Here is a 19,591-nt window from a genome sequence, read left to right as displayed (position 1 = left end):
CTTGAAAATCGGCGGGGTCATTGTCCCAGCTCCTTCGACCAGTTGATGGCGTTGACGTAGATGCCGAGCGGATTCCTCCGCAGCCGATCGGCGTCGGTTGGCGTCTGGACCGCGATGGTGAGGATGGCGGTCCAGCGCGTGGTGTCGGCGAGCGCGCCGTCCTGATAGCGACGCTCGACCCAGGCGACGCGGAAGCTGTCGGGCGAGGCGCGGATGACGCTGGAGACGTCGATGGCGATCTGCTGCTTGCCGAGCCTGGAGAAGGGATCGTTGGCGCGGGCGTATTCGTTCAGCGCAGCGGCGCCGGCCGTCGTGGTGAAATCGTAGGCCTGGAGCCAGTTCTGCCGCACGATGATTGGGTCGGCTGGCAGCGATCGGACCATCTCGATGAAGTGCGCGAGATACCAGGCGACCTGCGGATCGGTGGGCCGGTAGTCGGCCGTGGCGGGCGCGACCGCCTGCGCCTGGCCGAGCCTGTCGACCTGCACCACCCAGGGAACGACCGTGCCATGGGTGGATTGCCAGACGAGGCCGCCTGCCAGCCCCATCGACAAGGCGAGCGAACCGAAGGCCATGAGGCGCCAGTTACGGGCCTGGACGCGGGCCGATCCGATACGGTCGTCCCAGGCCTGGGCGGCGCGCTGATAGGGCGTCTCGGGCTCCGGGGTGCGGCCGTAGCGCACCGACGATCGGCGGAAGATCGACACTGGCTATTCTCCTCCAGAGAGATCGACGGAATGGCCGCCGCCGTGGCTGTCGCCGGATCGGAGGGCCTGGGCGGCGGTCTGCGTTCCGTGGATGAGCGCCTGGTTGCGCTTCATGCGCCTGGCCCAGGCCGGCACGCCGCCTTCGGCCGCCGGTGTCGGAGCGGCCGCTTCGCCCGCGGCTCCGGCGCCATCGACCGTTCCCATGGTCGAGGCGCCGCCGGTGGCAGCGAAGCTCGAGCGGGCACCCGCGGAGAAGCTATCCTTCATGGAGGCCGCAACGCGCGACATCGCCCGCCTGGCCGGCGCTGTGGCGGCGGCCGCAGCCGCACGGCCCACGCCGCCGAGGCCGGACGCAACGCCGGCAGCGCCGCTTTTCCCGGCGGAGGCGAGGCTGTAGGCGGAGGACGCTCCGCCCGCCATGGCGGCGCCGCCTCGCGCCGCTGCGGCCGCCCCGGAGGTTGCCGCCACCGCACCCCGCCCGGCCATGCCGAGCGCGGCACCGCCGGCCATCGCCGCTCCGGCGACCGCGAGGCCCGTACCCACGGCGGCCCCCGCGCCGAGCTGGGGAGCGCCGGAGACCAGGCCGGTCGCGATGCCGGGGCCGAAGATGCCAAGGCCCAGCATGGCGAGCGCCGCGAGGACGACGGAGAGCGCCTGCTCAACGGTCGGCTGGCCGCTGGCATAGGTGGCGGTGAACTGAGCGAAGAGGCCGGTGCCGATGCCGACGATGACGGCCAGCACCATCACCTTGACTCCCGACGCCACGATGTTGCCGAGCACCTTCTCGGCGAGGAAGGAGGTCTTGTTGAAGAGCGCGAAGGGGATGAGGATGAAGCCGGCGAGCGTGGTGAGCTTGAACTCGATCAGCGTCACGAAGAGCTGCACCGCCAGGATGAAGAAGGCGATCAGCACCAGCAGCCACGACACCATCAGCACCGCGATCTGGACGAAGTTCGCGAAAAAGCTGGTGAAGCCCATCATCTGGCTCGCCGCGTCGAGCAGCGGCTGACCGGCGTCGAGGCCGACCTGGGCGAGCCGGCCAGGCCGCAGAAAGTCGGCCGTGCCGATCGACGAGCCGCCGGCCTTCAGGCCGAGTCCGGCGAAGCTGTTGAAGACGATCGCGGAGAGATTGTTGAAGTTGGTGATGATGAAGGCGAAGAAGCCGATATAGAGGGTCTTCTTCACGAGGCGCTGGAGGATGTCCTCGTCGGCGCCCCAGGCCCAGAACAGCCCGGCCAGCGTGATGTCGATGACGATCAGCGTCGAGGACAGGTAGCCGACATCGCCGCGGATCAGGCCGAAGCCGGAATCGATGTAGGTGGTGAAGGTGTTGAGGAAGGTGTCGATGACGCCGACATTGTTCATCGCGCATCTCCCGTTGCATTGGTGGCCGGCGCGCCGGCGCCAGTCGACGACTGGGGCGGCAGCGGCCGCGCCGGCCGGCCGAAGAAGCGCCGGCGGTTCTCCTCCCAGACCGCCGCGCAGTGTGCGTCCTCGGCATCCTGCGGACCGAGCGCGCCGCATCGGCGCAGCTCGGCCGAGAGATCATCGGGCGCGGCGGCGAAGGGAGAATCGGGCGCGTCCGGCGCGATGGGGCGTCGGTTCATCGCGAATAGAGCCGCGATGAAGACCGCGACCAGCACGAGGATCGCCGCCACGCGAAAGATGTCGGGCCGCCCCAGCATCGCGGCGCCTCAATGGCCGCCGAACATCGTGACGTTGCCGGGCACGTAGCCGCTGCGCGTCGCGAAGATCCTGTAGTTCTGCTGTCCCTGCGCCTCGGTCGAGGCGGTGCGCGCCTGCTCCAGCGCATCGGCCCGGCTCTTCGCCGACAGCACCGCGATGAGATCGGAGAGCTGCTGCGATTGCAGCGCCAGGAGCTGGTTGCCGGCCTGCGCGGCCTGCAAGGCGCCGGTGGCGCTCTGGCTCGCCGTGACCAGCGAGGTCATCGCGCCGGAATTGGTCGGGATGTTGCCGACGACGCCGGCCTGCACCTTCAGGCTGTCCTCGAAGGCGGCGACGGAGTTCTGCCAGCGGGCCTGGGCGTTGGCGACCATCGCGGCGGTCGTGCCCGAGCCCGCCGCCGCGCCATAGCTGGTCGAAAACGCCTGCTCGATGCGCTGGACGTTGAAGGCGATGTTCTGCGCCTGCCCCAGCAACGCCTGGGTCTGGGCGATCGATGACTGAAGCTGGGTCAGCGTCGACATCGGCAGGCTGGCGAGGTTGCGCGCCTGATTGACGAGGCTCGTCGCCTGGTTGGTCAGCATCTGGATCTGGTTGTTGATCTGCTCCAACTCGCGCGCGGCGGTCAGCACGTTCTGGCTGAAATTGGTCGGGTCGTAGACGATCCATTGGGCCGAGGCCGTCGGCGCGGCGAAGGCAAGCGAGAGCACGGCGGCGCTTGCCGCCGCCAGTTGGCGCAGCTTGATCATGACGATGTCTCCAGATTGGCGAGGTCAGGAATGAGGTCGGCCGCCCAGAGCAGCTCGCGATCCGCGAGCCAGGCAGGCGTGAAAGCACCGCGTCCGTGCTCGGCGATCACCCGCTCGATCGCGGCGTGATCCGTCTTCGCGGAAGCGGCGCAGAAGGCGAGCGCGACGGGGCCGAGCCCGAGTTCGAACAGCCGGTTGCCGCGGCGGGACTGGCAGTAATAGTCGCGCTTCGGGGTCGCGCGGGCGATGATCTCGATCTGCCGGTCGTTCAAGCCGAACCGGCGGTAGATCGTGGTGATCTGCGGTTCGATCGCGCGCTCGTTGGGCAGGAAGATGCGCGTCGGGCAGCTCTCGACGATGGCCGGCGCGATGTTGCTGCCGTCGATGTCGGAGAGGGATTGGGTGGCGAAGACGACGGAGGCGTTCTTCTTCCGGAGCGTCTTCAGCCACTCGCGAAGCTGTTGCGCGAAGGCCGGATCGTCGAGAACGAGCCAGCCCTCGTCGATGATGAGGAGCGTCGGCCTTCCGTCGAGGCGGCCCTCGATGCGGTGGAAGAGATAGGTGAGGACGGCGGGCGCCGCGCCGGCGCCGATCAGGCCCTCGGTCTCGAAGGCCTGCACGGCGGCCGAGCCGAGATGCTCGGCCTCGGCGTCGAGCAGCCGGCCGGAGGGGCCGCCGACGCAATAGGGTTGCAGCGCCTGCTTCAGCGCGGTCGATTGCAGCAGGACCGCGAGCCCGGTGATCGTGCGCTCGCCCACGGGCGAGGATGCCAGCGAGGTGAGCGCCGACCAGACATGCTCCTTCACGGCCGGATCGATCGCGACGCCTTCCTTGGCGAGGATCGCCGTCACCCATTCGGCGGCCCAGGCGCGTTCGGCCGGATCGTCGATCCGCGCCAGCGGCTGGAGCGAGACGGAATGGGCGGCGCTGTCGGAGAGGCTGCCGCCGAGATCGTGCCAGTCGCCACCCATGGCGAGCGCGGCGGTGCGGATCGAACCGCCGAAATCGAAAGCGAAGATCTGGTTGTCGCGATAGCGGCGGAACTGCATCGCCATCAGCGCCAGCAGCACGGACTTGCCCGCGCCGGTCGGGCCGACGATCAGGGTATGGCCGACGTCACCGACATGCAGGCTCAGCCGGAACGGCGTCGAGCCTTCGGTCTTCCCGAACAGCAGCGGGGCGTTGCGGAAATGCTCGTCGCGCGCCGGCCCGGCCCAGACCGCCGAGAGCGGGATCATGTGCGCCAGGTTCAGCGTGCTGATCGGCGGCTGGCGGACATTGGCGTAGGCGTGTCCGGGTAGCGAACCGAGCCAGGCTTCGAGCGCGTTCACCCCTTCCGGCATGCAGGTGAAGTCGCGGCCCTGGATCACCTTCTCCACGAGGCGGGCCTTCTCGGCCGCGAGACCGGCATCCTCGTCCCAGACCGTGACGGTAGCGGTGACATAGGCCTGCCCGACATCGTCGGAGCCCAGTTCCTGCAAGGCGAGATCGGCATCGGCCGCCTTGTTGGCGGCGTCGGAATCGACCAGCGTCGAGGCTTCGTTGGTCATCACCTCCTTGACGATGGCGGCGATCGACTTGCGCTTGGCGAACCATTGCCGCCGGATCCTGGTCAGCAGCTTCACCGCTTCGGTCTTGTCGAGCAGGATCGCGCGGGTGGACCAGCGGTAGGGGAAAGCCAGCCGGTTCAGTTCGTCGAGGATGCCGGGATGGGTCACGGTCGGGAAACCGACGACGGTGAGCACGCGCAGATGATGGGAGCCGAGACGCGGCTCCAGGCCGCCGGCGAGCGGCTCGTCGGTCAGCAGCGCATCGAGGTGCATCGGCGTCTCGGGGACGCGCACGCGCTGCCGGCGGGTCGAGATCGTCGAATGCAGATAGGTCAGCGTCTCGCCGTCATCGAGCCAGTCGACCTCGGGCATGAAGCCCTCGACCAGTTGCAGCACCCGGTTGGTGCGATCGACGAAGCCGTGCAGCAGCTCGTGAGGATCGACGCCGCTGCGCGCGCGGCCCTCATAGAGCCAGCCCTCGACGCGCGAGGCGTCCTCGGCCGGCGGAAGCCAGACGAAGGTGAGGTAGTAGCGGCTCTCGAAATGCGCGCCGGCCTCCTCGAAGGCGTCCTGCCGTTCGAGATCGACGAGCGCCGAGGCCGGATCGGGGAAGACCGAGTGCGGATAGGTCTGGGCGGCGACGCGTTGCGCCTCGACGAAGATCGCCCAGCCGGAGCCGAGGCGGCGCAGCGCGTTGTTGAGCCGGGCGGTGACGCCGACCAGCTCGGACGGGGTCGCGCTGTCGAGGTCGGGACCACGGAAGCGCGCCGTGCGCTGGAACGAGCCGTCCTTGTTGAGGATGACGCCCTCGCCGACCAACGCCGCCCAGGGCAGGAAGTCGGCGAGGCTGGCGGGACGATTGCGATATTCGGCGAGTTTTAGCATGGGGATCTCACGCGCCGAGATGGGACGGGTAGCGCAGATGGCGCCGGACCGTGTCCACGAATTGCGGGTCGCGCCTGGCGGCCCAGACGGCGGCGGCGTGCCCGACCGCCCAGATCAGCGCGCCGGGGATCCAGAGCCGCAGGCCGAGGGCGATCGCGGCGGCCAGGGTGCCGTTGGCGATCGCGACGGCCCGTGGCGCGCCCCCCATCAGGATCGGGTCGGTGAGCGCGCGATGGACCGGCGCGAAGAAGCCGGGCACGTCGGGATCGACGGTCGCGGCCATCAGACCAGCGCCCCGCCGGAGAAGCTGAAGAAGGACAGGAAGAAGCTCGACGCCGCGAAGGCGATCGACAGGCCGAAGACGATCTGGATCAGGCGCCGGAAACCGCCGGAGGTGTCGCCGAAGGCGAGCGTCAGGCCGGTTACGGTGATGATGATGACCGAGATGATCTTGGCGACCGGCCCTTGCACTGATTCCAGGATCTGGTTGAGCGGGGTCTCCCAGGGCATCGAGGAGCCGGACGCATGGGCGGCCGGCGCGAAGGCCAGGGTGAGCGCCGTCAGCGCGACGAGATCGAAGAGACGGCGGTGCGAACGGCGAATGACGGCAAGAGCACGGATCATGAGGGGTCTCCGGGGGGCAAAGGGTCGCCGCCCGCCCCGGCGGACACGACGTGGTAATCGCCGGTGGCGGGATCGAGGCCGGCGATGAGAGCGAGTTCGGCAAGGCGACGTTCGCTGCCGCGGCCGCGCAGCACCGCGACGAGATCGATGGTCTCGGCGATGAGGGTCCTGGGGACGGTGACGACGGCTTCCTGGATGAGCTGTTCGAGACGGCGCAGCGCGCCGAGCGCCGTGCCGGCATGGATGGTGCCGATGCCGCCGGGATGACCGGTGCCCCAGGCCTTCAGCAGGTCGAGCGCCTCGGCGCCGCGCACCTCGCCGATGGGAATGCGGTCGGGGCGCAGGCGCAGCGAGGAGCGCACGAGGTCGGAGAGCGAGGCGACGCCATCCTTGGTGCGCAGCGCGACCAGGTTGGGCGCGCGACACTGAAGCTCGCGCGTATCCTCGATCAGCACAACGCGGTCGGTGGTGCCTGCGATCTCGGCGAGCAGCGCGTTGGTGAGCGTGGTCTTGCCCGTCGAGGTGCCGCCGGCGACGAGGATGTTCTTCCGGGCGGCGACGGCCTGGCGAAGCGCCGTCGCCTGGGTCCCGGTCATGATGCCGGCAGCGACGTAGTCATCGATGGTGAAAACCGCGACGGCGGGCTTGCGGATGGCGAAGGCCGGCGCCGTGACGACGGGCGGAAGAAGCCCCTCGAACCGCTCTCCCGTCTCGGGCAGCTCGGCCGAGACCCGCGGGCTCCCCGGATGGACCTCGGCGCCAACATGGTGCGCCACCAGGCGCACGATCCGTTCGCCGTCGGCGGCGGACAGGGTGCGGCCGCTATCCTCCAGGCCGCCCGACAGGCGATCGACCCACAGGCGGCCGTCGGGGTTGAGCATCACCTCGACGATCGAGGGGTCTTCGAGGAAGGCGGCGATCGCCGGCCCCAGCGCGGTGCGCAGCATGCGCGCACCGCGCGAGAAGGCCTCGGAATGGAATTGAGCGACCGCCACGAACGTCCCCGTCGAAGGCCGATCGCGACATGCGACCGGCGACGGGGATGATTAGAAAAGGCAGGAAATGGGGCGGTTCAACAAGTATTCAGGGGGCGTAGCGGTGCGTCGTAGCGCAGAGAAAAAATACTTGCGCCAGCGTTATTCCGCCCGATCGCCGAGGTGGCGATCCGCATCGTCTTCGTCATAGTTCGAATCGGTGCGGGCCATGTCCATCGGAATCTCATCCATGAGCGTCCGGCCCTGATTCAGCCGTCGCGCCAGCGCTTCGATGAAGCCTTCATAGCGCTCGCGCCCCTTCACCTGCGCCGCGGCCTGCGCATCGGGCGGCAAAGGCGGCGTGATGGTCAGCCAGAAGCGGACGAAGAGCGCGAGGGTTTCGGTCGACAGGCCGCTGTTGCGCTCGAGCCGCTGCACCTGCCGGGTCAGACGATCGAACCGCCGCGTGAAGGCCGCCTCCATGCGATCGGCGCCATCCGGCGAGAGAAAGGACGCGACGGCCGCCTCGACGATCGCCGACCGGGTCAGGCGCCGGCGCGTGGCCAGGTCGTTGATCTGGGCGATCATCTCGACAGGCAGCGAGACATTCAACCGGTCGCGCATGCGCCCTCCTACATTCCGAGATTGTCGGCGGGATCGAGCGCGGTCTGCCGAACGGCGCCGCGCAGGCGCTGACGCAAGGCCTCCTGCTGGCGCGCGGCATCGTCCGGCGTGTCATCGACGACATCGAACTCACGAGGCTCGCGGCGTTGCGATGTCGTCTCCTTGGCGACCGCGACATGATCCGGCAGCTCGGGTTCGCGCCGCAGGCCGCCATTGGCTTCATCCTCCGCCTTCAGCGCAGCGAGCAGAACGGCCAACGGTGGACGGACCGGCAGTGACGACCAATCATCCGGCCTCGGCGCATGGGATGCCTTCCCGGGCGGCGCGAGGATCCGCTCGGCGAAGCGGCGATCCTTATAGTAGCGCGCCTTCTTCGCCCGGATCGGGTGAAGGCCCGACACCATGACGATCTCGTCGGCGGGCGGCAGTTGCATGATCTCGCCCGGCGTCAGCAGCGGGCGGGCCGTCTCGGAGCGTGAGACCATCAGATGGCCGAGCCAGGGCGAGAGCCGGTGGCCGGCATAGTTCTTCATGGCCTTCAGCTCGGTCGCCATGCCGAGGGCATCGCTCACCCGCTTGGCGGTCCGTTCGTCATTGGTCGCGAACGACACGCGCACATGGCAGTTGTCGAGGATGGCATTGTTGGCGCCATAGGCCTTCTCGATCTGGTTCAGCGACTGGGCGATCAGGAAGCTCTTGAGCCCGTAGCCCGCCATGAAGGCGAGCGCGCTCTCGAAGAAATCGAGCCGGCCCAGGGCCGGGAACTCGTCGAGCATCAGCAGCAATCGCTGCCGCCGGTTCTTCGGGTGAAGTTGCTCCGTGAGCCGCCGGCCGATCTGGTTGAGCACGAGGCGGATCAGCGGCTTGGTCCGGGAAATGTCGGAGGGCGGCACCACGAGATAGAGCGTGGCGGGACGCCCGTCCGAGACCAGGTCGGCGATCCGCCAGTCGCATTGGCGTGTGACCTGGGCTACGACCGGATCGCGGTAGAGGCCGAGGAACGACATGGCCGTCGACAGCACGCCCGAGCGTTCGTTATCCGATTTGTTGAGCAGTTCGCGCGCCGCCGAGGCGACAACCGGATGCGGGCCAGCCTCGCCGAGATGGGCCGTCGCCATCATCACCCGCAATGTCGCCTCGATCGAGCGCCTGGGGTCGGAAAGGAAAGCGGCGACGCCGGCGAGTGTCTTGTCGGCCTCGGCGTAGAGGACGTGGAGGATGGCGCCGACCAGCAGCGAATGGCTGGTCTTTTCCCAATGGTTCCGGCGCTCGAGCGAGCCTTCGGGATCGACGAGAACGTCGGCGACATTCTGGACGTCGCGAACCTCCCATTCGCCCCTGCGGACTTCGAGCAGCGGATTGTATGCGGCGGAATCGCGGTTGGTCGGATCGAACAGCAGGGTGCGTCCGAATTGCGCGCGGAAGCCGGCGGTCAATTGCCAGTTCTCGCCCTTGATGTCGTGAACGATGGCGCTGCCGGGCCAGGTCAGCAGCGTCGGCACCACCAGGCCGACACCCTTGCCGCTGCGGGTCGGTGCGAAGCACAGCACATGCTCGGGACCGTCATGGCGCAGATAGGACCGCTCATGGCGGCCGAGGACGACGCCATCGGGCGCGAGCAGGCCGGCGGCCTTCATCTCGTCGGCGCTCGCCCAGCGCGCCGAGCCATAGGTCTCAGCGTTCTTCGCCTCGCGGGCGCGCCAGACCGACATGCCGATCGCGACCACGACGGAGATCAGGCCGCCGGACGTCGCGATATAGGCTCCCTCGACGAAAATCTCGGGCGCGTAGGCGTCATAGGCGTACCACCACCAGAAGAAGGCCGGCGGCGGATAGAACGGGAAGTGCAGCAGCTCGAACCAGGGATGGCCGAGCTGGGGCTGAAAGCCGAGCCGCCAGGCCGTCCATTCTGTCGCGGCCCACATCGTGGTCAGCACGATGACGAAGACGGTGATGACCTGGCCCCAGAGAATCTTGGTCGCGGACACGGAACATCTCTCCTTTCCGGGAAAGACATCGGCGTCCGGGCAACGGCATCGCAAGCACGATCCGCGGCGCTTCGCAGCCGGTCGCACTGGCGCGAAAAACTATTGGAAGGAGCGTAAGCGGCCTTTTTGCCGACCGGGTCTCGCCGGCTCGATCCGGAGGGCCAGACGGGTGCGCCGCACCAGCCTTCAATAAGTAGCCTTTCTTATTGAAGGATAATGCCGTATCCTCCAATAATGCTGGAGGCTTATTGAAGGATCGCGCGTGACGGACGGGGAGAACCGCAGGCTTGGCGCCTATGTCGAAACGACCACAGGTGGCGAGCGCGTGCGCGCCTATGTGCCCGCGCCCCTGCCGCCGGTCCCGCCGCTCGATCTGGCCCGCTTCATGCGGTGCTATGAACGCGCCCTGGCCGCTGTCGGGCGTCTGGACGGTGTGACCACGATCCTGCCGTCGACGCCGCTGTTCCTCTACATGTATGTCCGCAAGGAAGCCCTGCTGTCCTCGCAGATCGAGGGCACGCAATCATCGCTGTCCGACCTGCTGCTGTTCGAGAACGACGAGGCGCCGGCCGTTCCGCTGGACGACGTGACCGAGGTCTCGAACTATGTCGCGGCGATCGAGCACGGCGTTGCGCGCATGCGCGGCGGCTTCCCGCTGTCGCTGCGGCTGATCCGCGAGATGCACGCCATCCTGCTGAAATCGGGGCGCGGCGCCGCGAAACAGCCCGGCGAGTTCCGCCGGTCGCAGAACTGGATCGGCGGCACACGCCCCGGCAACGCCTTGTTCGTACCCCCGCCGCCCAACCTGCTGGACGACTGCATGGGGGCGCTGGAGCGTTTTCTCCACAGCGAGGATCCGGCGCTGCCGCCGCTCATCCGGGCGGGCCTGGCCCATGTCCAGTTCGAGACGATCCATCCCTTCCTCGACGGTAACGGGCGGCTGGGCCGATTGCTCATCACCTTGATCCTGTGCGAGGCGGGGGTCTTGAGCGAGCCGATCCTCTATCTCAGCCTGTTCCTGAAATCCCGGCGCGACGACTATTACCGGCTCTTGCAGGAGGTTCGGCAGGCCGGGACATGGGAGACCTGGATGGAGTTCTTCCTGACGGGTGTCGCCGAGACGGCCGAGCAGGCGGTCGCGACCGCGCGTGAGCTGATCGGCATGTTCGATACGCATCGGCAGAAGATCGCCGGCGTCGGTCGTGCGGCGCCCTCCGCACTGAGGGTCCACGAACTGATGCAGGCCCAGCCGATCGTCACCATCCAGACGGTCTCCTCGAGGCTCGGCGTCTCCTTCGCCACGGCCAGGGGCGCTCTGGAGAAGCTGACCGATATCGGGGTGGTGCGAGAGACGACGGGACGCCAGCGCGGCCGGATCTATGCCTACACAGATTATCTCGCCCTGCTCGATCGCGGGACTGACCCGCTGCCGGCCTGAGTCCTTCACAGGCCGAGCCCGCGTTTCCGTCCGATGCTCCATTCAATGCCGCCATCGTCACGGGCCGCACCCGAGACATGCTGGCCGATCTTCTTTTCGAGGTTTGGCGACCAGGGCACGAGCTGGAAGCCGAGCCCGTCGTCGATCATCGCGAAGCGGCCCGACGAGAGAGCGAGCCGCTGACGATAGAGGCCCGCGACATGCTCACCGGCGCTGGCCTGTGCATAGGGCAAGCCCGTCTCGGCGGAGAGCCGTGCTGCGGTCTCGTCCAACTCGCGCCGCCGCAGCGTCGCCAGCAGGTCGCGCTCGAAGGTGACATGCTCGCCCCGACGGTGCGCGAGGCCTTCCCGGATGAGGTGCTCGGTGCGAGCCTTCATGGCTTCACGAACCTCCCCGCCGAACCCTCCCATCGCGAGCGGCATGGGCTGGCGCTCGACGAGCCGGTGATCGAGCCAGGTCGCGCCACGAGCGCCCACCTGCCCGTCCAGGCCGAGATCGGAACGCGCCGCCAGCACCAGGGTCGGACGGGGATCGTCCTGACCGCCGAAGCGACGAATCTCGACGATGCCGCCGGTGGCAGGCGCGTGCTCGAAGGCCTCGACGCCGCGGAAGCGGATATGATGGGCGCGGCCGTCCGTGCCGTCGATCACGGCATAGGCCTCGCCCCTCAGTTCGTCATGCAGCCCCTTGTCGATCAGACGCCCGACGATCGGCGCGTCCGGCGGCCGCACATCGATCATGTAGTCGCCGACGCCCCGGTCCTGGCCCCGCTCGGTGAAGGCGCGATGCATGGTCTTGATGATGTCGCCGCGCATGCCGAGGTCACGCAATGTCCGCTCCGCCTCGAGGGCGATCACCCATTGACCGGAACCGGCTGGGGTCGCCAGTCCCATCCGCTCCAGCTTCTGCATCCGGCCGACCATGAGACGCCGCAGCTCCGGATCATCGGGGCCGGTTTGCGCGGGGCGCAGATCGACCAATCCCGTCTCGTCCGCGGCGAAGCGGATGTCGACATCGAGCCGTGTCCAGCGGTCGGCATCCACTTCGCGTTCGAGCGCGGTGCGGATCGTGTGCTCCGGCCGGGGACCAAGTTCGATCGCCACCAGTTCTTCGGCGCGTGAGCGAAGCCCACCACTGATGTAATCGCGCGAAATGACGAGATCGGCTCCGGCCTCATCGACCCCGCGCACCAACAGGTGGACATGCGGATTGTCGGTGTGCCAATGATCGACGGCAACCCAGTCGAGCTTCGTGCCGAGGTCGCTTTCCATCTGGCGCGCCAGGTCGCGGGTGAAGGCCTTGAGATCGGTCATCTCGCCGGCATCCTCGGGCGAGACGATGAAGCGAAAATGGTGGCGATCCTCTTCGCACCGTTCTGCGAAGGCCCGGTCGTCGGCGCGATCGCCGGCGGCGTCGAACATGACGCCGCGTTCTCCATCGCGGCTCACGCCCTCGCGTTTCAGATAGGACAGATGGACCGACAGGGGCGCCGAACGATAGCTCCGGCCCTGGTGGCGCACAACGCGCGCCTTGACCACGACGCGGCGGGCCGGGCTGAAAAGACGGCTGCGGCTGAATGCGGCCCGGCCTCGCCCGAAGCCGGAATGGCCGGAGGCGCGCCCCCTCCCGGCGCTCGCTGCGCGCGGAGCGGGCGGTCCTCCTTTGCGGGCAGCCTTCAGAACCTGCGCGACGAAGCTCTTGGACCTAGGCGCCTTTGTCGAGCGGACACGGCCAGGCCGAATCCGGAACTCGTTCTCCTCCCCGCTCATGATGCCGCCACGGAGCGCCGCGCTGTCGCCCCCGAAGCCGTGTGTGCAAGACGCGTCATTGAAATCGTTTGAGAAAATCGCAGAACCTGCCACCGACCGACCGGCCTGCCCGCCAAAAAACAAGCCGCGCCAGCGGCTTGGATGCAGGCGTGGCATGGGCTTTTATCTCGCCCTCTGTCGGTCGGGTTTCGCTCGTTCCTCCCGTTCGCCGTTCCCATCGCGCACAAACACGCCGGGCCACGCCCGAGCACGAAAATGCGCTGATGAGGGGAGTCGCCGCCTACACAGCTCGGTGTGAGCAGGCACGCGACACCCGGATCGCAGGACTCGAGCACAATCACTGCGCTCTGCCCGTCGTCGAAACGGCGACGAACAGGCCCCTGGATTGCGGCGCGATCGCCGACATATCACGCACCGAGACGGGGCGTGGGGTGCCCGTCGATGGCGCGTTGCTTGCAACCGGGGCCGCCTTTCCAGCGTCGTCGAGCCGCGCGATGAAGAGCGGCGCCTGCGTCCATGCGGGGGCCTCGGGGGTCGCCGCAAGGACAGGCATCGCGGGGTCATCGCCGCCGATAAGAGGAAGGAGCTGCGCGACATAGGCCACGGTTTCAGACGGCAACGGCCGGCTGCGATCGCGATAGTCTTCATAGCGGCCCGGCCCCGCATTGTACGCAGCGAGAAAGCCCGGCGAGCCGTAGCGATCGTACATCTCACGCAGGAAGGCCGCGCCCGCCAGGACGTTGTCGCGCGGGTCGAAGGGATCACGCCCGAGGCCATAGCGGGCGCGAAGCTCCGCCCAGGTCTCGGGCATGATCTGCATCAGCCCCATGGCGCCCTTGGGCGAGATCGCGCGGCGGTTCGCCCGGCTTTCCACCCGCATGACGGCGCGCAACCACGTCACCGGGATGCCGAAACGCTGCGATGCTTCGGCGACGAAAGCCGCATAGGATTCGTCGTTGGACATGCGTGCGATCGGCGTGGCTTGTGCGCTGGCGGGAACGGCGGGCACATTGACCGACATCGCGGCGGCGGCGAGCAGGAGCGCGGTTCGCATGCCATCAGTCCCGCTCGCCGCGCTTCTGCGGGCGATTCCAATTGAGGCTCCAGGCCGATTTGTCACCGCCCGACTGGAAGAGGTTGGCGCGGATAGGCTGTGCGAAACTCGGATCGTCGATCTGGAGCGCGACGTAATTGCCGGCCTTCTCGCCGGTGCGCTTCCAGCCAGCGCCGATCTCCGCCCCGGTTTCGTTGTTCATGCCATCGAAGACGTGAACGCGATAATCCGGTGCGTTCTCGGCATCGGACGGCTCGGCCGAAACGATGATGATATCCTGGTGCAGCAGAAGCGTTTCGAGATGTCCGATAAAGCCGCTCTCGTCGCGCGTGAAGTGTCCGATCAGGGGCATGACGTCCTCCGTGAAGATGCGGTGGCGATGGGATTGGCGGGCGTCGCCACCGCGACGGGCGCACGCCAGATGAAGTGGCCGTCGCCGCTTTCGTCGGTCCACAGCGGGACCGCGCGCGCGATGATCGCGGTGGCGGGAAGCGGGCCGAAATAGCGACCGTCCAGGCTGTCGGGGACGGATGGATTCATGAGGAAGACATCGCCGGGCGAGAGCGTCCGGCAGCCGCTCCAGCGCGGAAGCGGACGGCCGAGATGATCGCGGCCGCGCGCCTCTCCGACCTCGACGCCATCGACCGTGATGGCATCGCCGGCGCGGCAAACCGTTTGTCCGGGCAGAGCCATGACATGCTTGAGGAGCGGCACGCCCCTGGGCAGAAAGCCGCCCTCGGCGAGGAAACTGGCGATGGGCTCGGGCGGCCGCACCGCGACCAGCTCGAGCGCGCGGAGCTGTCCCACCGGCCGCAGCGCGTAGAGTCCGGTCGGCGTGCTCGCGGTGGTGTTCCAGATCAGCCGCGGCTCTGGATGAAAGAAGATGAGCGCGCCCGCGGCGAGCATCGCGAAATACGTCGTCATGACGTAGCCGAAGCGGGTCATGGCGCGACGCTCCGGCGCTTGAGCCAGGCAGCATGCTGCTCGCGCGTGTAGCTGCGCGGCGTGTGGCCGGCGGCCATACGGTTGTGGAGGTGCCTCCAATAGTCCGGCGCGGCATCGGCGGCATCGACGCCGAGCGTCTCCACGGCGTCGATCGCCTGGAGTACGCGCTCGACCTTCGGCCAGCCATCGACGCGCAACAGGATGTCGCCGCCGGGGCGCACGAAAGGCAGGGTCTGATAGCGCTCGCCGGGGGCGACCGCGCGCACGATGTCCATGCGCGAGACGACGGTGCCATAGTCGTTCGAGGCCCAGCGCACGAAGCCGAAGATGCTGCCCGGCGTGAAGCTGGAAATGCTGCGGCGGCGGTCGAGGATCTTCTCCTCGGCGCGGCGTCCGAAGCGCAGCCAATGCTCGACCTTCTTCTCGATCCAGGTCAGCTCGACATGGGTGAGCGCGATGGTTCGGCGGTGGGATGGCGGCACGGCGCGCGGCGCCGGTTCGTTGTCGTTCATGAGGACTCTCCGGGATCGGCTGGGAATTCGCGCGCCAGGAGGTCGCGCAGCATGTCGGCGACAGTGATGTCGCGCTGAAAGGCGGCGACCTTGATGCGGCCGCGCATCGCCGGCGTGACGTCGATCGTCAGCCGGGCGGTGAAGGCATCGGCGGCGTCTCCGTGTGGAGCGCGCGCCTCGGCGGTCTTGATCCAGCTTTCGGCATCGCCGGGCCGCGATGCGAAGCCGCATCGGGTCGAGCGCGCACTCATGCCCCGATCCTCACGACCTCGGCGGCGAATGCGGCGATCTCGCGCGCGGCGGCGCTGTGCTCGGCAAGCTCGAAGACCAGGCGGCCCGATTGCGCGGCGTCGGCGAAGACGACACGCTGCCCGATGGTGCTGGCCAGCACCGGCGGATCGTGGTCGGCCAGGGTCTCTGCGGTCTCGCGGGCGATGACGGTGCGCGCGCCGCAGCGGTTCAGCACGAAACGCGCGGCGAGTTGCGGACGATAGATGCGCGCCTCGCGCAGCAGGGCGAGCATCTCAGCCGACGCCCAGCCGTCGAGCGGCGACGGCTGCACCGGGATCAGCACGAGATCGGCGGCGAGCAGCGCCGAGCGCATCAGCCCCGCGACACGCGGCGGGCCGTCGATGACGACATGGTCGGCGGTGCGCGCCAGCTCGGGTGCTTCCCGGTGGAGCGTGTCGCGCGCCAGCCCGACGACACCGAAGAGCCGGGGAATGTTCTCGCACGCCCGCTGCTCGGACCAGTCGAGCGCCGAGCCCTGCGGATCGGCGTCGACCAGGGTGACGCGCCTGCCGCGCAACGCCCACTCACCGGCGAGATGCAGGGCGAGCGTGGTCTTGCCGACGCCGCCCTTCTGATTGAGCAGGGCAACGATCACCGCTCTCCTCCCGGCTTGCGGCCGAAAGGCAGCGATGGCTGTCGTCCTGGGCGTTCGGAAATTCGCGCGACGGTGTGTTTGTCCACCGGACGCGTGGGCCAACAACAAGAGTTAGAGTCTTTGTTAGACTCTAAGTTAAAGCCCGGAATCACGGTTTCGGGCCAAAGCGTTAGCTGCGGTTCGTGCGTGCGAAGTCCCGATAGGGCTGCGTGCGGAGTCCCGATACCGTTTGCGTGCGAAGTCCCGAATGTTTCCACAGGCTTGTCCACAGGGGCTGTGGACAAATAGGCGGGCAGGATCCGCAGCAATTCGCGGCGCCCGTCATGTTCGATGCGCAAGCGATAGCCCGGGAGCGGCTGGCGCGCGGCGATACGCCGGAGCTGGAGCGCGAAGTCGGAGACGCGGACCAGGCTGCCGGATTTTTCGTGCAGGTGCGCGACCTCGAACAGCCAGCCCTTGGGCTGACGGCCGGCATGTTTGCGCGCGACGCGGTAGAGCCAGCGCTCGATGCCGCCGGTCAGGCGGAAGTAGGCGGGATCGATGGCGAGGACGAGCGAGCGGTCGATGACGCCCCTGTAGAACCAGTCGGGCAGCACGAACTCCATGCCCTCGACGCGGCCGTCGCGCGTGGTGCATTCCTCCCATTCGTTGATCCAGGAGAACTGGTGGCGGCGCCAATGCTCGCCATTGCGGATGGTGGTGCGGATGGTGGTCGATTGCAGCCGGGCGAGCGCCCCCTTCAGCAGCTTGTAGTCGCGCGCGCCGGTCTGCCGCCCGACGGCGGTCAGCAACTGATAGGGCGTGAAGCGCAGGAAGCGCGATGTCTTGAAGCCGAGATTTTCGGCCTCGACGATCTGGCTCGCGGCCCAGATGAGCACATCGGCGTCCCAGATGGTCGCCATGCCGTGTTCATGAACGGCGAAGACTTCGACACGGATCTCACCGGCCTCGTAGAGAATGGGTGCCGTGCGCCTGGCCTTGGCGAGGGAGAAGAAGGGGCGCTCCATCAGGTCGCGCTGGTCGCGCGGGCTGGCGTCGCCGGTCGCGACGACGAACGGGTCGAGCTTGCTACGCTCGCTGGATGTGATGAGGCGCCGGCGCGACATGGAGCGGCAGCCTCAGCGGTGGGACGGGTGCGACGCGACGCGGGGGCTCGTCTCCGCGCGTCCGGCAGCCCGAGCTTCCACGTAACGAGGATCGGAGGTGGAGCGGCAGGCGGACTGGTCGGCCCAGGCTTCGAGATCGTCGATGGCGTAGACGACGCGGCCGCCGAGCTTGCGGAATGTGGGGCCGCTGCCGTGGCAGCGATATTTCTCCAGCGTGCGCGGCGAGATGCCAAGCAGGCGCGCGGCCTCGGGCGTTCTGACGTAGCGGGTCGAAATGTCTGCTAACCTGTCGCGCATGCGCGGCCTCCGTTCCGGTCCGTGCGCCGCGAGCGAAGACGCGGCGTGTCGGGATCACGGTGGCGGAGAAGCCAGGCGCAGGGGGTGGACGAAGATTCGCGCGCACCTCTGTCCCCCTCGGTCATGCGGGACGGCGCGTTGACCTCGGGGCGTGGCGATAAGGGGAGACGCGAGACCTGATGTGCGCGGTCAGCGGCCGCTGAGCAGCTTCAGATAGTTGCGTTCGACGAGGGCGACCGAGTCGCGGATCAATCGGACGGCCTTGCGGCGGGCCGCGGAGTCCTTCCATTCGACGGATGGAAGCGCCGCCTGCTTCGAGGCGAGCACCAGGTCGGCAACCTCTCGCGGACCGCCGCCGGCCTCGCGGACATCGAAGGTGTGAAGGAGCTGTATCAGCCGCATCCGTTGCAGCCAGGTGAGCCGCAATGCCGTGGGGAGAAGCTTGACGGGGGTTCCACGAAGACGGCGAACGAACCGCGAGGCGACGTCGAGGCGGATATCGAATACGGCATCCACTGGCAGCAGGACGGCGGGACGCCGTGTCGCATCATCGGACGGCAGGCGGACATGCAGTTCGCCCGATCCGTCGTTGATGGCCACTTCGCGACCGTCGGCATCCGAACGGTCGTCGACGATCTCACCAAGGACGCCAAGGTCGATGTCCGCCGTTGTGGTGAAGCCTGACGGCGCCGGCTCCAGAATCAAAGTGCCCGGTGAGACCTCGGGCAGCCATATGCCCGGCTCTTCCCCGGCAGGCAGGTCGGGATCATGGGCGAAAGCGCAGCCCCCAACGGTGGGCGACATTGGTCCGGGTGGCCTCGGCGTGAGCCTGGTCGCGGGCGATCTGGCGAAGCATCCTGGCGTAGTCCTGCCGATAGCTCGGATTGCGGCGCAGGAACTCGACGGCGAAACCGGGGCGCTCGAGGTGATTCAGTCGTTCGATCGTCTCCGCTGATCGCCAATATTGCGTGGGCATGGCGCTATCTCCCGAGTCGATCCCCCTTTTGGGGGATGTCGATGATCCAGAAAAAGCGCCGGACAAACTAGACCTTAAGGTTGCATCGCGTGGAACAAGGGATAGGCAAACACCGGAGAATGCGCCACGGCACGGCCGGGTCCAGCTATTGCGCGCGCGGCTCCAGCAGGTGGCGGTAGCCGGTCCGCGTCATCCAGTGTGCGCGGGCCAGATGGCTCTCATGCACGAATTTGGCACGCTCCGGTTCCCGCGCCGGATCGAGGCCGAAGAGAACCTGGACGACCTCGCGCCAGTCCGCACCTTCCTCTTCCGCCATGAGGAGGCGCAGGTAGGTGGCGAGGTGCCGCTCATCATAAGCGTTCACCCGCTCGGTGATGGGTGGCCCGTCCTGAAATGGCTCCCCGCTCAACCTATCCCCCGTCCCCAACTCGTATCTTGCGGTAAGGAACAATTTACCTCAAGTCTTCTTGAAATCCGGGCTTGGCAAGCTGGAAAAAGGGCGATGCACGGCAGGCATCGCGCCATTCCATGCTTCGGCATACTTTGCCTTCCGGCCACCGATGAATAGCATCTCAATGCACGAATCGGAACCATCGTTCCTGGAACGATCGTTCCTGTGCCGCTTCCCATGGCGCCATGGATCTCAAGGAGGTCGTGGCGATCAATCTGCGTCGGTTGCGTCATGCGAAAGGAATGACGCAGGAGGAACTGGCTGAAAGGGCCGGACTGTCCGCCGTCAGCGCCAATGGCACAGATTTGAGGTTGTGATTTAAGGAGGATTTGGGCTTCGTCGTAGTGACGAAGGAACGAAGATGAAGCCCAAA

The 19,591-nt window shown here is 67.6% G+C and carries 23 protein-coding genes and 1 pseudogene; 2 read left to right on the top strand and 22 right to left on the bottom strand.

The window, feature by feature from the left end; genetic code table 11:
* Positions 1-17 precede the first annotated feature (17 nt).
* The 10 genes from trbF to ACE3T2_RS13945 all read right to left on the bottom strand — a co-directional run bounded on the left by trbF (position 18) and on the right by ACE3T2_RS13945 (position 9,784).
* Complete coding sequence (gene trbF, locus ACE3T2_RS13990) at positions 18-701, bottom strand: conjugal transfer protein TrbF (RefSeq protein ID WP_374658527.1); 684 nt, start codon at positions 699-701, stop codon at positions 18-20.
* A 9-nt stretch (positions 702-710) separates the two neighbouring features.
* Complete coding sequence (trbL, locus tag ACE3T2_RS13985; protein ID WP_374658374.1) at positions 711-2,072, bottom strand: P-type conjugative transfer protein TrbL; 1,362 nt, start codon at positions 2,070-2,072, stop codon at positions 711-713.
* A complete protein-coding gene (gene trbK-alt / locus ACE3T2_RS13980; protein WP_374658372.1) occupies positions 2,069-2,392 on the bottom strand; it encodes a putative entry exclusion protein TrbK-alt in 324 nt (107 codons plus the stop codon). Before trbK-alt ends, trbL begins: the two co-directional genes overlap by 4 nt.
* 9 nt (positions 2,393-2,401) lie before the next feature.
* Positions 2,402-3,139 (bottom strand): P-type conjugative transfer protein TrbJ, encoded by a 738-nt coding sequence (trbJ, locus tag ACE3T2_RS13975; protein WP_374658370.1) that lies wholly within the window; start codon positions 3,137-3,139, stop codon positions 2,402-2,404.
* A complete protein-coding gene (gene trbE, locus ACE3T2_RS13970; RefSeq protein ID WP_374658368.1) occupies positions 3,136-5,574 on the bottom strand; it encodes a conjugal transfer protein TrbE in 2,439 nt (812 codons plus the stop codon). Before trbE ends, trbJ begins: the two co-directional genes overlap by 4 nt.
* A gap of 7 nt (positions 5,575-5,581) precedes the next feature.
* Positions 5,582-5,857: a VirB3 family type IV secretion system protein gene (locus tag ACE3T2_RS13965; protein WP_374658366.1), complete on the bottom strand. Its 276-nt coding sequence runs from the start codon at positions 5,855-5,857 to the stop codon at positions 5,582-5,584.
* Positions 5,857-6,198: a TrbC/VirB2 family protein gene (locus tag ACE3T2_RS13960; protein ID WP_374658364.1), complete on the bottom strand. Its 342-nt coding sequence runs from the start codon at positions 6,196-6,198 to the stop codon at positions 5,857-5,859. The genes ACE3T2_RS13965 and ACE3T2_RS13960 overlap by 1 nt, the downstream gene beginning before the upstream one ends.
* On the bottom strand, positions 6,195-7,145 hold the full coding sequence (gene trbB, locus ACE3T2_RS13955) for a P-type conjugative transfer ATPase TrbB (RefSeq protein WP_374658362.1): 951 nt from the start codon (positions 7,143-7,145) through the stop codon (positions 6,195-6,197). The genes ACE3T2_RS13960 and trbB overlap by 4 nt, the downstream gene beginning before the upstream one ends.
* Positions 7,146-7,334: 189 nt before the next feature.
* Positions 7,335-7,796, bottom strand: coding sequence for a ribbon-helix-helix protein, CopG family (locus tag ACE3T2_RS13950; RefSeq protein WP_374658360.1), 462 nt, complete (start codon positions 7,794-7,796; stop codon positions 7,335-7,337).
* Positions 7,797-7,804: 8 nt separating this feature from the next.
* Positions 7,805-9,784, bottom strand: a complete 1,980-nt coding sequence (locus tag ACE3T2_RS13945; protein WP_374658358.1) for a conjugal transfer protein TraG — start codon at positions 9,782-9,784, stop codon at positions 7,805-7,807.
* 262 nt (positions 9,785-10,046) lie between these two features.
* Between ACE3T2_RS13945 and ACE3T2_RS13940 the strand changes: the two genes are divergently transcribed.
* Positions 10,047-11,222, top strand: coding sequence for a Fic family protein (locus ACE3T2_RS13940; RefSeq protein WP_374658356.1), 1,176 nt, complete (start codon positions 10,047-10,049; stop codon positions 11,220-11,222).
* Between the two features lie 5 nt (positions 11,223-11,227).
* On the opposite strand, the gene ACE3T2_RS13935 is transcribed toward ACE3T2_RS13940, so the two are convergent.
* The 12 genes and pseudogenes from ACE3T2_RS13935 to ACE3T2_RS13880 form a co-directional block, all read right to left on the bottom strand.
* Positions 11,228-12,991, bottom strand: coding sequence for a relaxase/mobilization nuclease domain-containing protein (locus ACE3T2_RS13935; RefSeq protein ID WP_374658525.1), 1,764 nt, complete (start codon positions 12,989-12,991; stop codon positions 11,228-11,230).
* A gap of 337 nt (positions 12,992-13,328) precedes the next feature.
* Positions 13,329-14,045 (bottom strand): lytic transglycosylase domain-containing protein, encoded by a 717-nt coding sequence (locus tag ACE3T2_RS13930; protein ID WP_374658354.1) that lies wholly within the window; start codon positions 14,043-14,045, stop codon positions 13,329-13,331.
* 4 nt (positions 14,046-14,049) lie between these two features.
* Positions 14,050-14,397 carry a DUF736 domain-containing protein gene (locus ACE3T2_RS13925; RefSeq protein ID WP_374658352.1) on the bottom strand — a complete coding sequence of 116 codons (348 nt, stop codon included), beginning with the start codon at positions 14,395-14,397 and terminating at the stop codon, positions 14,050-14,052.
* The gene (locus tag ACE3T2_RS13920) at positions 14,388-14,990 is read right to left on the bottom strand and encodes a S26 family signal peptidase (RefSeq protein WP_374658350.1); all 603 of its coding nucleotides are present in this window, start codon (positions 14,988-14,990) and stop codon (positions 14,388-14,390) included. The genes ACE3T2_RS13925 and ACE3T2_RS13920 overlap by 10 nt, the downstream gene beginning before the upstream one ends.
* On the bottom strand, positions 14,987-15,502 hold the full coding sequence (locus ACE3T2_RS13915) for a DUF2840 domain-containing protein (protein WP_374658348.1): 516 nt from the start codon (positions 15,500-15,502) through the stop codon (positions 14,987-14,989). The genes ACE3T2_RS13920 and ACE3T2_RS13915 overlap by 4 nt, the downstream gene beginning before the upstream one ends.
* Positions 15,499-15,753 (bottom strand): hypothetical protein, encoded by a 255-nt coding sequence (locus ACE3T2_RS13910; protein WP_374658346.1) that lies wholly within the window; start codon positions 15,751-15,753, stop codon positions 15,499-15,501. Before ACE3T2_RS13910 ends, ACE3T2_RS13915 begins: the two co-directional genes overlap by 4 nt.
* On the bottom strand, positions 15,750-16,388 hold the full coding sequence (gene parA / locus ACE3T2_RS13905) for a ParA family partition ATPase (RefSeq protein WP_374658344.1): 639 nt from the start codon (positions 16,386-16,388) through the stop codon (positions 15,750-15,752). Before parA ends, ACE3T2_RS13910 begins: the two co-directional genes overlap by 4 nt.
* Before the next feature lie 290 nt (positions 16,389-16,678).
* Positions 16,679-17,494: pseudogene (locus ACE3T2_RS13900) on the bottom strand (replication initiator protein A); the annotation flags it as partial.
* 12 nt (positions 17,495-17,506) lie between these two features.
* A complete protein-coding gene (locus ACE3T2_RS13895) occupies positions 17,507-17,791 on the bottom strand; it encodes a helix-turn-helix transcriptional regulator (RefSeq protein WP_374658342.1) in 285 nt (94 codons plus the stop codon).
* Between the two features lie 189 nt (positions 17,792-17,980).
* Positions 17,981-18,595 (bottom strand): DUF2285 domain-containing protein, encoded by a 615-nt coding sequence (locus ACE3T2_RS13890; RefSeq protein WP_374658340.1) that lies wholly within the window; start codon positions 18,593-18,595, stop codon positions 17,981-17,983.
* The gene (locus ACE3T2_RS13885; protein WP_374658338.1) at positions 18,558-18,767 is read right to left on the bottom strand and encodes a transcriptional regulator domain-containing protein; all 210 of its coding nucleotides are present in this window, start codon (positions 18,765-18,767) and stop codon (positions 18,558-18,560) included. The genes ACE3T2_RS13890 and ACE3T2_RS13885 overlap by 38 nt, the downstream gene beginning before the upstream one ends.
* Positions 18,768-18,912: 145 nt before the next feature.
* Positions 18,913-19,176, bottom strand: coding sequence for a DNA -binding domain-containing protein (locus ACE3T2_RS13880; RefSeq protein ID WP_374658336.1), 264 nt, complete (start codon positions 19,174-19,176; stop codon positions 18,913-18,915).
* Positions 19,177-19,403: 227 nt separating this feature from the next.
* Between ACE3T2_RS13880 and ACE3T2_RS13875 the strand changes: the two genes are divergently transcribed.
* The gene (locus ACE3T2_RS13875; protein WP_374658334.1) at positions 19,404-19,535 is read left to right on the top strand and encodes a helix-turn-helix domain-containing protein; all 132 of its coding nucleotides are present in this window, start codon (positions 19,404-19,406) and stop codon (positions 19,533-19,535) included.
* The last annotated feature ends 56 nt before the right edge of the window (positions 19,536-19,591 follow it).

The organism is Phenylobacterium sp. (genome assembly GCF_041919955.1).
Classification (GTDB): Bacteria; Pseudomonadota; Alphaproteobacteria; order Caulobacterales; family Caulobacteraceae; genus Phenylobacterium.
Note: the sequence above shows the minus strand (reverse complement) of the source record. Positions and strands in the feature narration are given on the sequence as shown.